Genomic DNA, 13,514 nt, shown 5'->3' on the forward strand with positions numbered 1-13,514 from the left:
CCGGCCGACGTCTTCGGAGAAGGGAACCCCATGCCTCGTACCGTTGCCCAGGTGATCGTCGACGGGCTCGCGGACCTCGGTGTCGGCCGGGTGTTCGGCGTGGTCGGCGACGCGCTCAACCCGCTGACCGACGCCATCCGGACCACGGAGGGCATCGACTGGACCGGCTTCCGCCACGAGGAGGCGGCGGCCTTCGCCGCCGGCGCGCGCGCCCAGCTCTCCGGAGAGCTGGCCGTGTGCATGGGCACGGTGGGGCCCGGCTCCGTGCACCTGCTGAACGGACTGTACGACGCGGCCAAGAGCGGGGCGCCGGTGCTGGCGATCTGCGGGCAGGTGCCGCTGTCGGAGGTGGGCGGGGACTACTTCCAGGAGGTCGACAACGACCTCCTCTTCCGGGACGTGGCCGTGTTCCGGGCCACCGTGACGTCCCCGTCCCAGATGCCCCGGCTGCTGGAGTCCGCGGTGCGGGCCGCGGTGACCGGGCGGGGCGTGGCGGTGCTGACCGTGCCCGGGGACCTCGGCGACCAGGAGGTGGAGGAGGACCGGCCGACCCGGTTCGCGCTGCCGCGCCCGGCCGTGACGCGTCCCGACGACCCGGCGCTCGCGGAGGCCGCCGAGGCGATCGGCCGGGGCTCGCGGGTCACGCTGCTCGTGGGGCGCGGGGCCCGGGAGGCCCGCGCGGAGGTGCTGCGGGCCGCCGAGCTGCTGTCGGCGCCGATGGTGCTGACCCTGAAGGGCAAGGAGGGCTTCGAGGACGAGAACCCGTACGAGGTCGGCCAGACCGGTCTCATCGGCAATCCGGCCGCGGCCCACGCCATGGACTCCTGCGACACGCTCGTCATGCTCGGGACGGACTTCCCCTACCGGGACTGGTACCCGGAGGACTGCCGGGTAGTGCAGATCGACACCCGCGAGGAGCGCCTCGGGCGCCGCGTCCCGGTGGACGTCGGGCTCGCCGGGGACGTGGGCGCGACGCTGCGGGCCCTGCTGCCGCTGCTGACGCCGGTCCGGTCGCGCTCCCACCTCGGCGAGGCCCGCGAGCGGTACGCGGACTGGCAGAAGTCCCAGGCGGGCCTCGCCGACCCCGCCCACGACAAGCGGCTGCTGGGGCGGGTGCGGGCCGTCTTCGACAACCGGGAGGCGGACATCCGCCCCGAGGCGCTGGCGGCGGCCGTCGACCGCCACGCCGCCGACGACGCGATCTTCACCTCCGACACCGGGATGGCCACCGTGTGGCTCTCGCGGCTCGTACGGATGCGCGGCACCCGGCGGCTGATCGGCTCGTACAACCTCGGCTCCATGGCCAACGCCATGCCGCAGGCCATCGGGGCGCAGCTGTGGGCGCCGGACCGGCAGGTGGTGGCCTTCTGCGGGGACGGCGGGCTCGGCATGCTGCTCGGCGACCTGATGACGATCCGCTCCGAACGGCTGCCGGTGAAGCTCGTCGTCTTCGACAACCGCCGCCTCGGCATGGTCAAGCTGGAGCAGGAACAGGCGGGGCTGCCCGAGTTCGGGACGGTACTGGACAACCCCGACTTCGCCGCGGTGGCCGAGGCGCTCGGACTGACCGGCATGCGCGTCACCGCACCGGGCGACCTGGACGAGGCCGTCCGCACGGCACTCGCCCATCCCGGACCTGTCCTCCTCGACGTCCTGACCAACCCGGCGGAGGTGGCCGTGCCGGCGAAGCCGACGGTGTCGCAGGGCTGGGGCTTCGCCATCGCCAAGATCAAGGAGAACCTTCCGTCCGTCGCGCGCTGAGCGGTGACGTGCCGGATGCCCGTGGGGTGGGCGTGTTCCTGCCTTCCAATTCCGGCCCGTGGGCAAGCCCGCTCGCTCACCTCCGGGTTCACGGTCCCTCTCACCAGGGGGTGCGTCCCGCTGACCACCGCGCAGAGGCCAGGACGCCCCTCTGCCCAGGTCTACCAGGACCAGGATGACGGCCGGCCGGTCCGTCGGGTGCTCCCGCGGTTGAGTCGCGATCACCGACGCTTGCCATGACGGCGAGGCGCTCCTCGGGGTGCTGCCAGTGGCCCTCGGGCCCCTGTCAGACCCTTCGGCAATGATCGGGCCATGCTGCAAGCAAGAGATGCACACGGCAGACGCGTGGGGAACCCGACGCCGTCAGCCTTGAGCCGGATGGTCGCGAACCTCGGCCGGGGCAACGCCTTCGTCATCGTCGAGTGCGTCGACGATGCGACGGAAGGCGACTGGTACGTACAAGTATGGCTGAGGGACGACAACACCTACCAGCTCGAATACCGCGACGGGAGCCCGGCCGAGCACTATCAGACCCGGACGGTCTCCCAGGAGAAGGTGATCACCGCGTTGAGCGGCTGGACAGAGCGGCGCCCGGAGTGGAAGGACGCTTTTCTGTGGAACAACATCGGTGCCTTCTTCACCGACGCGACCTGACCCGCCGCCCGCAGGGCCGGGGGCCCGGCCGTCAGGGCCCGCGAGGAGGTGACCAGCCCGACCTTCGTCAGCAGGGCTGCGGGCCGGTCGCGTACCTACGAGGCGTACCAGCCGTCCTCATCGGCCCGCGCGCGACGGCCCAGGGCACCGCGAACGGAACGTGCCCGCCGACGATCACGCAGGGGGCTCCGTCCGATGCCCTGGGCTTGTCGCGGCGTGGTTCAGTACCAGAGCTGGTGAGCCGTGTCGTTGCAGGGGAACGTGCGCACGCCCTGTTCGCTGTCGTCGAGGCACTGACGCGTGGCCCGGTTCGTGAGGATGACGTTCGGGCCGCTCTTGACGGCGAGCCACTGCTGGTGGTGCGACTGGTGATCGCACGGCACGGTCTTCAGGCTCCCGGCCCAGTCTCCCTCGTCCACGAGGCAGTCGACCGTCACGAGGCTTTCCAGCGCCACGTACGCGTTGTCGACGCGGTGCACCAACCACTTCTGGTAGGCGTCGCCGTTGCAGCCGAAGGTGCGCAGGCCCGCCTCGTGACTGTCGTCCAGGCAGAGGTCGGTCTGCACGTTCCGGTAGGTCTGGAGAGGAGCCGCCGTGGCGGAGGCGGTCTCCCGAGGAGCGGCAGGCGCCGACGCTGCGGTGGTCAGCGTGTACGCGGCCGTGACGAGTACGGCGCACGCCAGAGTACGAATTCCCATGGGACAGACGGTAGGGAGCGGGCCGGCAGGCCCGTGCCGTACGCGCGAGGCACCACTCCGATGGGCGCAATGATCACCTTGTCACGATGAAGCGCCATCCGCCCGCCCCAGAGACCACCCACGTTGCTCGGCGTTCTCCTTTACAAGACCTGTACCACCACAGCGCTGTCCCGCCTCGGCGCCGTGGCGCTCAGCGTGGGAGCCGGCTCGCAGGCGAGCGCGGCAGGAATCCGACCGAGCCTTCGTCCAGCGGAACCCGTGGCGCCCGGGCGTGCCGCCGGTCGGCCCGCCGTCCTGCGAGGCGGCCTCGCGCCCGTACCGCCCCCGCAGCGTGCGCGGGGCTGGTTGTTCGGTGCGGTGACAGGGGCCTGCTGAACAACGGCGCCGTCGCTGAACTGGTGTCGCGGGGCACCCACCGCCCCGCTCGTATCGCAGCGAGCACCCGCTCGCGCACCTTCGAGAAAGGCACGCATCCCATGCGAATGTTCACGCGCATCGCCTGCGCGGCGGCCACGGTCGCCTTGGGCGCCGGAATCATGACGGCGCCGGCGGCTACGGCCGACACCGCCACGGCGCGCGGCACCGGAGCCGGATACTCCGCGCAGGCCGGCACCTTCCACCTGTACAAGGACTCCTGGTACGAGGGCGGTTGGGAGGGCCTGACCGGGAGCGACCTGAACCTGTCCAACAACTCGTGGGACACGGGCGGCACCGTCAACGACGAGACCACGTCGGTCAAGAACATGACGAACAAGTACGTCGACCTGTGGCGGCACGTCGACGGTTACGGCACCTGCCACGGCGCCCGCACGACGTCCTACCCCGGCACCGAGGACCCGAACCTGGGCAACGACGCCATCGGCAACGACCAGCTGACGTGCGTCAAGTTCCGCTGACCGGGCGGTCGGCCGTCTGACGGCCGCCAAGGGGCCGCGCACCGGGCGCGGCCCCTTCCGCCGCCGGGATCCGGTCCAGCCCTCCAGAGAGGTCCAGGTGCTCATGCTTCTCCGCCGAACCGCGTCCGCGCTGCTCGTCCTCCTCGCGGGGACAGCCGGCTGCCTGCCCGCGACCGGGCACCGGTCTGCGCCGTCGGTCCCACCCTCCGCGCAGGTGGTGGCGGGGCCGCCCGCCGGTGACGAGGCGCGCCGGCTCCGGCTCCCCTACGACGCCTACGAACTCTCGACGAACGACACCTTTCTCATCGAGTCGGCCGTGGACGTCCTGATGCGCGCGTGCATGCGCCGGCACGGCCTGGACTGGACGCTGCTGCCACGGGCCGACGACGCCGAACCGCCCAACCGGCGCCGCTACGGGCTGATCGAATCCGCCATCGCCGAGCGCTACGGATACCATCTGCCTCCCGAACCGCCCGGCACGGCCCGGCGCCAGGCCGCCGACCGGAACCGCGCGGCAACCCTGAGCCCGCACGAGCACCGGATCGCGTACGGGGAGAGTGGCGACAGCGGCGGCTGCTGGAAGGGAGCCTACGACCGGCTGCGCGAAGGACTCCTCCGCTCCGACCATGGGCTCCTCAACCGACTCACCCTGGAGTCGTTCGACGCCTCCCTCGAGCATGTCGCCGTACGACGCGCGTTCGACAGCTGGAGCTCCTGCATGCGTCGCGCCGGATTCGACCACGCGAGACCCCTCGCCGCGGCAGGGGATCCCCGCTGGGCGCGCACCCCCCGGCCCGGGCCGCTGGAGCTCCGTACTGCCATGGCCGACGTGCGCTGCAAGCAGCAGACCGGCCTCGTCACCACCTGGGCGGCCGTCGAGACGCGCCTGCAGACCGGCTTCGTCCGCGCGCACGCGAAGGAATTCGAGGCGCTGAAGGCCGCCAAGGAGCAGTGGCTGGCAAACGCCCGACGGGTACTCGCATGAGCGACGGGCACGCCCTCCCTCCGACGGGCGACGGCACTCCGAGGCACCCGCGGCCCATCCAGACGAGCGAACGCGCCGTCCCCCGTGCTCTCCCGGCCCCGCGGCGGGCCGTCAGTTCGGGGCGGTGGGGCCGCGGTAGGGAAGGGTCTGGCTGTAGACGACGCTCGTGGTGGTGCTGCCGAAGCCGGCGAGTTCGTCCATGAGGGTTTCCAGGTGCTCCATGGAGGTCGCGGCCACCTTCAGGGTGTAGCAGTCGTCGCCGGTGGTGCGCAGGCACTCCAGGATCTCGCGGCGTTCGGCGAGGAGGCTGCGCAGGGGCTGGTGGCGGTTGCCGGGGTATTTGAGGCGGACGACGGCGAGGACGGGGTAGCCCACCTTGGCCAGGTCGATGTCGGCGCGGTAGCCGGTGATGATGCCCGATGCCTCCAGGTTGCGGACGCGTTCGGTGGTCGCCGAGGGGCTGAGGTTCACGCGGCGGCCCAGCTCGCTCAGGGAGATGCGGGCCTCCCGCTGCAGCTGTTCGATGATCGCTCAGTCGACGTGGTCGAGATTCCCTGCCATGCAGCGAAAGTACCAGGAGAATCACGGCAGGATGGGCGCTACGCAGGGAGGTTTCGGTTCCGTGTGCGGTGATCGCCGGGATAGCGTCGAGGCATGCAACTGGGTGTCAACGTACCGAATTTTGGACCCGGGACCGATCCCGGCGTCCTGCGTGCATGGGCACGGCTCGCGGAAGACCTCGGCCTCGGCGTCCTCATGGTGTCGGACCACGTGGCGGTCACCCCTGATGTGGCCGAGCGGTACCCGGAGCCGTTCTACGAGCCGTTCACCACGCTGTCGTGGCTGGCGGGTCTCACCAGCACGGTGCGCCTGGGCACGACCGTGCTCGTCCTGCCGTACCGGCATCCCCTGCTGGTGGCGCGCATGGCCGCCAACCTCCACGAGCTCAGCGGCGGCCGTTTCGTCCTCGGGGTGGGTGTCGGCTGGGCCCGGCAGGAGTTCGAGGCGCTGGGCGTGCCGTTCACGGCACGCGGCCGGCTGACCGACGAAGGGCTCGGCGTCCTGCGCGAGGCCAGGGACGCGGGGCGGGCGGAGGGCGGCGTTCCTGTCTGGGTCGGCGGCCACAGCGAGGCGGCCCTGCGGCGTGCCGTGAAGTTCGGTGACGCCTGGCACCCGCTGCGGCTCCCCCTCCCCCAGATGCGCGCGATCCTGCGGCGGCACACGGCCCTGCCGGGGTTCGCCCCTCGGATCGCCCTGCGCGTCACCGACGCCCCGGTCGACGCCCCCGACCGGCCCGCCGGCACCGGCACGCTGGAGCAGATCGCCGGCGACCTCCACGAACTGCGCCTGCTCGGCGCCCACACTGTCGTACTCGACCCCTACCACGGCGACCCCGAAGAGACCCGTCGGCCCGACGCGGCATGGCAGGCGCTGACCGCCGTGGCCACCCACTGGAAGAAGACCGCATCATGATCACCTCAGCCGACGAGGCCCTTCTGAGGCGCGCCATCGGCCTCGCCGCGCGTGCCGTCACTCTGGGCGACGCACCGTACGGCTCCCTCCTCGCCGGGCCCGACGGCACCGTCCTCGCCGAAGCCCACAACACCGTCCGCCGGGACGACGACATCACCGCGCACCCCGAACTCAAACTCGCCCGCTGGGCAGCCCGCGAACTCGACCCGGAAACGGCCGCCCGCACCACCCTCTACACCAGCTGCCAGCCGTGCGGCATGTGCGACGGCGGCATCATCCGCTCCGGCATCGGCCGCGTCGTCTACGCCCTGTCGACCGAGCAGCTGATCGCGCTCAACCCGCCGTCGGGAGCCTGGCCGACGGTCCCCCACGACGGCCCCGCCCTCCATGAAGAAGCTCACGCCCCCGTAGCGGCCTACTACGGCGGCGGGCGAGCGTGATGGCCAGGTGTTCAGCCGGCGGCGGAAGGGGTCGACTGCCAGTGAGCGATGGCCGGCTTCAGGTACTCCACCAGCTCGGGGAGCTGCGGGGCCAGGGTGAGTGCGGCGATGACGCGCAGCATGCCCAGGGCGTTGGCGAAGGCGAGGACGTCCTCGTCGAGCGGCCTCAGGCCGTTGCGCTCCGCACCGCGGTTGTAGGCGGCTTCGTGTTCGGGGCCGAGCGCGGCCAGGTCCCACTCGACGGGGCCGAGGGTGACCAGCTCGAAGTCCGCGTAGAGGTCGCCGTCCACCGCGTGGAAGATGTTGGCGGGCGGGGAGTCGCCGTGGACGGGCTGGAGTTCGACGCCGGGGAAACGGGCCTCGAAGGCGCTGCGTGAGCGTACGAGGGGTTCGAGCGTCTTCCACTCGCGGCGGGCCCGTTCGAGATCGGCCGGGCCGATCAGGTCGGGATGCCCGCCGAGCCGGTTGAGGCTGTCCGCGATGAAGTCGGGGTCGGCCGTGGACAGGAACCGCAGCTCGCCCGGGTACGCGCGCAGTGCCGCGTGCAGACGGGCGACGCTCTCGGCGTTCGCCACGTAGTCGGGTTCCTTGTCCCGGTTCTCCTCGACGAACGGCCAGAACGTCATCGAGAAGCCGTCACGCTGCACGGGTTCGCGCGGTACGAGAGGGCTGGGCGCGATCACGGGGACGCCCTGGTCGGCCAGCCACTGCGTCACGTCCAGCTCGTCCTGCTGGCGGCGCGCGAGGGCGGCCAGGTCGTCGGTGGAGGGCAGGACGGTGGGAATCCGGGCCACGACCGGTGCGGGGGCCAGGTGAACGACGACCGAGAAGACGTCGTGGAGCACCACGGGCTCGGCGACTGTCAGGCCGAGTCCACGCGCGGCGGCTACGGCTGCCTCGACGGCGGCGGACGTGCGGGCGGCGCGCTGTTGTGGTGTCAGGAAGGTGGTCATGGGGGTCATGGGTCCCTCGTTTCACCGTAGGTGGGGTGCGGAGCGTGTGTGGTCGCGGAGCGGTTCGGGGCGGTGGAGTGGACGGGATCGGCGCCTGCGGCTGGTGCGCAGCGGCTCCGGGTGGGTGGCTGGCTGGTCGGCTTTGGAGCGTACAGCGGGCGAGGCTTCTGCGGCGGCGCACGTACAACCCCTCGCAGCCGCATCGCCGCCGGCTGAGTCGTGGCGTTCTACGCCTGTGGGTGGTGTGGCGAGCGCTTAGGGTCAGGGCTGGTCGATCTGCGCGGCGGCCTCCTCGAGGTCGGCGACGGTTCCGGACATGATCGTCCGTACGTGCCTGGTGACGTGCTGCAGCGGCCAGTCCCACCACGCGACGGCGAGGAGCCGGGCGACGTCCGCGTCGTCGTAGCGGGTGCGGACGAGGCGGGCGGGGTTGCCGCCGACGATGCCGTAGTCGGGGACGTCGCTGGTGACGACGGCGCCGGCGGCGATGATCGCGCCGTGGCCGATGCGTACGCCGGGCATGACCGTGGCGCCGTGGCCGAACCACACGTCGTTGCCGACGACGGTGTCGCCTCGGCCGGGGAGGTCGGTGATCAGGTCGAAGTGCTCCGCCCAGGAGCCGCCCATGGTGGGGAACGGGAAGGTGGAGGGGCCGTCCATGCGGTGGTTGGCGCCGTTCATGACGAAACGGGTGCCCGTCCCCAGCGCGCAGTACTTGCCGAGGACGAGGCGTTCCGGACCGTAGTGGTACAGGACGTTGCGCGTCTCGAACGCGGTCGGGTCGTCCGGGTCGTCGTAGTAGGTGAAGTCGCCGACCTCGATGAGTGGCGACTTCACCAGGGGCTTGAGCAGCACCACGCGCGGGTGCTCGGGCATCGGGTGGAGCACGGTGGGATCGGCGGGATGGGGCTGCATCGCGGAGGTGGTCCTCTCTGGGGAGCCTATAGCGACAACCGTCGCGTTAAGATGCTGACACGGTTCCACCCCCTTGATCAACCGGATACGGACTGCCGATGACAGACCCCCTGGCCACGACGCCGGACCGTCGCCCCGGCGGTCGCACGGCCCGCGTCCGCGCCCAGGTGCTCGACGCGGTGCGCGCCGAGCTCGCGGAGAGCGGTCACGAAGGACTCACCATGGAGGGGGTCGCCGCACGGGCCGGGGTGCACCGTGCCACGGTCTACCGACGTTGGCGCGATGTCGGCGGGCTGCTCGCCGACGTCATCGCCGCCGCCGGCGAGAGGGACTGGCAGCCGCCGGACACCGGCTCGCTGCTCGGCGACCTGGCGGCCCTCAACGAGGAGATCCAGGAGTCCCTGGTCGTCCGGCCGTCGTTCGCCGTCGCCCTGATGGCCGCCTCGTTCCACTCCGACCAGGCCGCACGAGCCCAGACCCGGCTGTGGGCGGACCGGTACGCCCAGTGCGAGGTCCTTGTCGAGCGCGCCGTCGAACGCGGTGAGCTCCCCGCACGGCGCACGGACGCGCGGAGCCTGCTGATCGCCGCCACGGCGCCGCTGTACCACCAGCTGGTACTCCTGCGCGCCGACCCGGACCCGCTCCTCCCGAAACGGGCCGCGGAGGCAGCGGTACTGGCGGCTGCGGCCGGTGCCTTCTCCGTACACGGGGAAGAGGAGAACGGCTGATCGGGAAGGCGGGGAGCAGCTGACGTGCACCATCACGTCGTGCCGCCCCTGGAGCGGCACAGGGGCGCGGCAGGGAGGGACCGGCAGAGGCTGTGTCGTGCGGCCTGTCTGGCACATGTCCGGGGCGCCGTCGGCAGGACCGGCTGGTAGCGCACGAAGTCGGCTTGGAGCAGAGCCCGGACCGACGGGCGGGATCCCGTCAGGCCGGGGTGCCGAGCGGCGGGTGGTCGAGTACGCGGGGCTTGTACTCGACCATCTGGATGCCGCTGTCAAAGGTGCGGTGGTCGGTCATCTCGAGGGCGACGTCCGGATAGCCGTCGTAGATGCGCTCCTCCCCCGTGGCGCCGGTGATCACCGGGAACATCACGACCCGGAAGCGGTCGACGAGCCCGGCTCGCAGCAGGGAGCGGGACAGGCTGAGACTGCCGATCGTGCTGAGGAGACCCGATCCGCTCGCCTTCATCGCACGGACCGCTTCGACGGCGTCGTCGCGGACGAGCGTGGCGTTGGCCCACGTCAGCGGCTCCGGGAGCGAGGAGGAGAACACCACCTTCGGGGCCTGGGTGAGCTCGTCGACGGATGCCTCTTCCTCGGGCCTGAACTCGTCCTGGCCGGCCGGGACCTCGCCCGCGGCGAAGCCCGACATCAGACGGTAGGTGTTCGCTCCCATCAGGTAGGTGGGCTTGGGCTGCTCACCGAGCCATGCGAGGTACTCCGGGCCTTCGAGGCCCCAGAAGCCGGGCCACCCTTCTCCCGACGCGTAGCCGTCGAGGGAGGTGATGAAATCGACGAGAAGTTCCGACATGGCAGTGTCCTTCCTGGGTTGTCACCAGCTTGGACCCGTCGGGAGCCGAAAACTCATCGGCCGCGCCGCCGATCGTGGACGTCGTTTGCCGATCGCCGAGACGCCGGCGGGTGCGGCGAGCACGGCGAGCTCCTACGGACCGACGCCGACCTGTTCCGGCGAAGCCGAGCCGGGCACCCAGCGTCGCGCCGGCCGGATCGCTGGGGACACCCGAGCTTGCCGTCCGGGACTGGCAGCGGTCGAAACGGGGGCGGGGCGCAGCGGGGACGGTCACGCACGCCGAGGCGCCCGGGCGTGACCTCGCCATGCCGTACGGTCGCCGGGTCAGCGGGGGGCGAGAGGGTAGGAGCGACTGTTGCCCAGGCAGTAGGGCCGGGCGTCCCCCGCGCAGCCTCCCACCTGGTCGAGCCACCACACCGTGCTGCCGTTGTGGGACCAGGGAACTGCTGGAACCGACCCTGACGGCCTGGCGGGCCGAGCGAAGAGGAAGGGCCTGGACATCGGGCGGCCGCCGAACACGATCTGCGCCGGTTCATGGACGCCATCCTCTACGTCGACCGGACCGGGATCACCTGGCGGTATCTGCCTCACGGCTTCGCCCCGTGGGAGACGGTTTACGGTTACTTCGCCGCCTGGCAGTAGGACGAGGTCTTCGACCAGGTCAACGGTCTCCTGCGGCGACTGGTCCGGGAGGCCGAAGGCCGCGATGCCGCCGGCGGCATCCACCTGCTCTCGGACATCACCGAAGGCGCCCCGCATCACCCAAGCCTGGGCCGACACCGGCTACTGCACCAAGGTCATCGAGCACCGCGCCCGCCTGGGCATCGACGTCGAAGTCACCCGCCGCGAACCCACTCAGAAGGGCTTCAAGGTGATTCCGCGACGCTGGGTCGTCGAGCGGACCTTCGGCTGGCTCATGCACCACCGCTGCCTGGCCCGCGACGACGAGACCCCCCCCCAGCGCTCCGAAGCCGTGATCAAGCAGGCGATGGTCGACCTGATAAGCCGCCGGCTGACCAGGGAATCCACGCCCAACTGGCGCTATACCTGAACCCCGCGTGCGTCAATGGAACGGGTGGGACCGCTGGCTCGGACCGGGAGGGTCAAAGCTCACCCCGTTCTCGTCGAGTGCGTTGAACACCGTCACGCGACCCGTCTCGAAGGCGAAGCTGATGTCGACGTTTCCCTGAGCGACGTCCTCGCGCATCCATTCGAGCAGTTCGACCCCCCTGAGTGGCAGCCCCCGCAGAGCCTGCAGCTCGGGAAGAGGTTCGGCGCGCCACTGCAAGTCGAAGCCGGGCCACCGGACTGGATGGGTGGGGTCGATCAGGTTCCACGTCAGGGAGAGATCGCCCAGCTTATGATGGTTGATCTCGACCTGCTGGCCATCGAATTCGAACAGCACCGGGCAGTCGCAGAACCACTCGGCATCCCTCAGGTCCCAGACCATCCAGACTCTCGTGAGCGTCCGGCCAGCAAGACCACGCAGACGATGCCCATGTTCCCGCACAACGTCACCACGGCCGTCCAGCCATGCCGGCCGGTAGCCCTCGATGCCGAAATCGAACATGACGTCATCTTGCCAGAGGCGTCCTTCCTCGGATCAGATCGGCCCCGAGCTGCGATCAAGCGTCTACTTCTCAAACAGCCCTCCGGGAAAAAGCTGCCGCCTGCAGGCCATGAGGGCCGTCGCAGGCGTCACGCGATGCTCAGCATCGCCCCGCCCCAGCACGCCACCGCTGACAGTCACACCCGACCGAAGCGCGGTCCTTTCAGAATTCAGCGGCCTGTGGGACCGATGCCTCGGCAGACGTCGGTCCCACGGGCGGGCCGGCTACTCGATGCACGTGCCGGAAGCGCATCGGCGGAGGCCGTACCGAGCGGTGCTCGTGCTGGTCCGCTCACGGGTTGTGGAACACGACCTCGGGGTGGGTCGTCGACGGGCCGTCGAGGAGGGGCTGCGGCGTGCCCTTCAGGTGGAGGTCGAAGAAGGCCGCCACGTACTCCCGCGTCACCTTGAGCGCCCGGTCCGCCGGGAGCGGGGCACGCGGTACGCCGAAGTGGTCGAGGAACACGGGCGCGTCGGAGAAGGTGAAGTGGTCGGAGCCGGCGACGGTGAGCCAGCGCTTCCAGCCGTCGAACCGGTCCCAGGCGGCATCCCAGGTGTGGTCCGTGCCGCCCGGACGGTGCATCTCGTCGTCCGTACCCAGCAGCATGAACGGGCGCCCGCCCAGGGCCTGTTGCGGCAGCTCACCGTAGAACGCCCCGTCCATGTTCACCCCCGCGCGCAGCCGTCCGTCGGCCGCCATCGCCGTCGCCGCGCTCGCGCCGCCGATGGAGTGACCGGCCATGCCCACCCGCTTGCGGTCGATGGTCGTCCGTGCGTACGCCCACGCCGCATGGCGCCCCGTCAACTGGTCGAGCAGGAACGACACGTCCTGTGCGCGGCCCGACGTGACCTTGCTCTCCGGCTCCTGGCCCTCGCTGATGGGTCCGCACGCCTCGCAGCCGAGCAGGCGGCCGTCAGGGGTCCGGATGCCCAGGGACTCGTACGCGTGATCCACCGAGGCCACGACGTAGCCCCGGCTCGCCAGGTCCTCGGCGAGGGCGGTGAGGGTGTAGCGCGAGACGGTGAAGCCCGGTGAGAGCACGACGAGCGGGTACCGGCCGGGGGCGGGCCGGGCGTCGGCACGGGAGTACGTGCGCATCGCGCCGAGTTCCGCGGCGGGGATCGCGTCGCTGAGCCCGTAGCCGTCCAGCATGGCCTGGACCTCGTCGGTGCTCGCGTACGGCACGGACCGGTCCGTACCGGGGCGGGCGGCCGGGTAGTGGAGGGTGACCATCAGTTCCCGGCCGTCGGCGTCCGCGACCCAGGGGTCCGGGCGGGAGCGGTCGACGAGGTGGAGCACGGAACGGCCCACGGCCCAGCGTCCGGTCGGGCGCGGCAGCTCCGGCCCGGTCATGGCCGGCCGCGGGGAGTCCCCGTACGGGGCGGACCCGGGCAGCGGGGAGAACGCGGAGACCGCGGCGAGCGGGCCGGACGCTGCGGCGGGCGCGGCGGGTTTCAGGGCTTCGGAGGCGGCGACGGCCGGTCCCGCGAGGAGCAGCGGCGAAGACAGCGACAGGGCGAGTACGGCGGCTGCGGCCGCCCGCATGAGGTGAGCCATGCCGTGAAGCATGCCCGCCGGGGGCCTGCCGCGCGTCAG

The 13,514-nt window shown here is 71.3% G+C and carries 14 protein-coding genes and 1 pseudogene; 8 read left to right on the top strand and 7 right to left on the bottom strand.

The genetic code is table 11. The features are described 5' to 3' along the window. The first annotated feature begins 30 nt into the window (after positions 1–30). Positions 31–1,761, top strand: coding sequence for a thiamine pyrophosphate-dependent enzyme (locus tag ACFVQZ_RS15045; RefSeq protein WP_383622404.1), 1,731 nt, complete (start codon positions 31–33; stop codon positions 1,759–1,761). Positions 1,762–2,139: 378 nt separating this feature from the next. Further along, positions 2,140–2,415: a hypothetical protein gene (locus tag ACFVQZ_RS15050; protein WP_383622407.1), complete on the top strand. Its 276-nt coding sequence runs from the start codon at positions 2,140–2,142 to the stop codon at positions 2,413–2,415. 221 nt (positions 2,416–2,636) lie between these two features. On the opposite strand, the gene ACFVQZ_RS15055 is transcribed toward ACFVQZ_RS15050, so the two are convergent. Beyond that, on the bottom strand, positions 2,637–3,113 hold the full coding sequence (locus ACFVQZ_RS15055; protein WP_383622410.1) for a hypothetical protein: 477 nt from the start codon (positions 3,111–3,113) through the stop codon (positions 2,637–2,639). 476 nt (positions 3,114–3,589) lie between these two features. On the opposite strand from ACFVQZ_RS15055, the gene ACFVQZ_RS15060 reads away from it, so the two are divergent. Both ACFVQZ_RS15060 and ACFVQZ_RS15065 read left to right on the top strand, forming a co-directional pair. Next, positions 3,590–4,009: a hypothetical protein gene (locus tag ACFVQZ_RS15060; RefSeq protein WP_383622413.1), complete on the top strand. Its 420-nt coding sequence runs from the start codon at positions 3,590–3,592 to the stop codon at positions 4,007–4,009. Between the two features lie 103 nt (positions 4,010–4,112). Further along, the gene (locus tag ACFVQZ_RS15065; RefSeq protein WP_383622416.1) at positions 4,113–4,994 is read left to right on the top strand and encodes a hypothetical protein; all 882 of its coding nucleotides are present in this window, start codon (positions 4,113–4,115) and stop codon (positions 4,992–4,994) included. Between the two features lie 111 nt (positions 4,995–5,105). Here the strand turns inward: ACFVQZ_RS15065 and ACFVQZ_RS15070 are convergent, their stop codons facing one another. Then, positions 5,106–5,522, bottom strand: coding sequence for an Lrp/AsnC family transcriptional regulator (locus tag ACFVQZ_RS15070; protein ID WP_383622974.1), 417 nt, complete (start codon positions 5,520–5,522; stop codon positions 5,106–5,108). Between the two features lie 126 nt (positions 5,523–5,648). Between ACFVQZ_RS15070 and ACFVQZ_RS15075 the strand changes: the two genes are divergently transcribed. Continuing rightward, the gene (locus tag ACFVQZ_RS15075; protein ID WP_383622419.1) at positions 5,649–6,467 is read left to right on the top strand and encodes an LLM class flavin-dependent oxidoreductase; all 819 of its coding nucleotides are present in this window, start codon (positions 5,649–5,651) and stop codon (positions 6,465–6,467) included. Beyond that, positions 6,464–6,907: a nucleoside deaminase gene (locus ACFVQZ_RS15080; protein ID WP_030496669.1), complete on the top strand. Its 444-nt coding sequence runs from the start codon at positions 6,464–6,466 to the stop codon at positions 6,905–6,907. Before ACFVQZ_RS15075 ends, ACFVQZ_RS15080 begins: the two co-directional genes overlap by 4 nt. Before the next feature lie 11 nt (positions 6,908–6,918). Here the strand turns inward: ACFVQZ_RS15080 and ACFVQZ_RS15085 are convergent, their stop codons facing one another. Both ACFVQZ_RS15085 and ACFVQZ_RS15090 read right to left on the bottom strand, forming a co-directional pair. After that, a complete protein-coding gene (locus tag ACFVQZ_RS15085; RefSeq protein ID WP_383622977.1) occupies positions 6,919–7,860 on the bottom strand; it encodes an aminoglycoside phosphotransferase family protein in 942 nt (313 codons plus the stop codon). A 261-nt stretch (positions 7,861–8,121) separates the two neighbouring features. Beyond that, the gene (locus tag ACFVQZ_RS15090; RefSeq protein ID WP_030496671.1) at positions 8,122–8,775 is read right to left on the bottom strand and encodes a CatB-related O-acetyltransferase; all 654 of its coding nucleotides are present in this window, start codon (positions 8,773–8,775) and stop codon (positions 8,122–8,124) included. 98 nt (positions 8,776–8,873) lie between these two features. Between ACFVQZ_RS15090 and ACFVQZ_RS15095 the strand changes: the two genes are divergently transcribed. Then, positions 8,874–9,503: a TetR/AcrR family transcriptional regulator gene (locus ACFVQZ_RS15095; protein ID WP_030496672.1), complete on the top strand. Its 630-nt coding sequence runs from the start codon at positions 8,874–8,876 to the stop codon at positions 9,501–9,503. A 199-nt stretch (positions 9,504–9,702) separates the two neighbouring features. On the opposite strand, the gene ACFVQZ_RS15100 is transcribed toward ACFVQZ_RS15095, so the two are convergent. Further along, positions 9,703–10,308: a dihydrofolate reductase family protein gene (locus ACFVQZ_RS15100; RefSeq protein WP_030496673.1), complete on the bottom strand. Its 606-nt coding sequence runs from the start codon at positions 10,306–10,308 to the stop codon at positions 9,703–9,705. Between the two features lie 443 nt (positions 10,309–10,751). Here ACFVQZ_RS15100 and ACFVQZ_RS15105 point away from each other — a divergent pair. Further along, positions 10,752–11,359 (top strand): annotated as a pseudogene (locus tag ACFVQZ_RS15105) (transposase). A 12-nt stretch (positions 11,360–11,371) separates the two neighbouring features. Here ACFVQZ_RS15105 and ACFVQZ_RS15110 read toward each other — a convergent pair. Both ACFVQZ_RS15110 and ACFVQZ_RS15115 read right to left on the bottom strand, forming a co-directional pair. Further along, positions 11,372–11,878: a hypothetical protein gene (locus ACFVQZ_RS15110; protein ID WP_030496674.1), complete on the bottom strand. Its 507-nt coding sequence runs from the start codon at positions 11,876–11,878 to the stop codon at positions 11,372–11,374. A gap of 331 nt (positions 11,879–12,209) precedes the next feature. After that, the gene (locus ACFVQZ_RS15115) at positions 12,210–13,475 is read right to left on the bottom strand and encodes an alpha/beta hydrolase family protein (RefSeq protein ID WP_383622425.1); all 1,266 of its coding nucleotides are present in this window, start codon (positions 13,473–13,475) and stop codon (positions 12,210–12,212) included. Positions 13,476–13,514: the final 39 nt, after the last annotated feature.

It is taken from the genome of Streptomyces sp. NPDC057854 (assembly GCF_042797055.1).
In the GTDB taxonomy this organism is placed as follows: domain Bacteria; phylum Actinomycetota; class Actinomycetes; order Streptomycetales; family Streptomycetaceae; genus Streptomyces.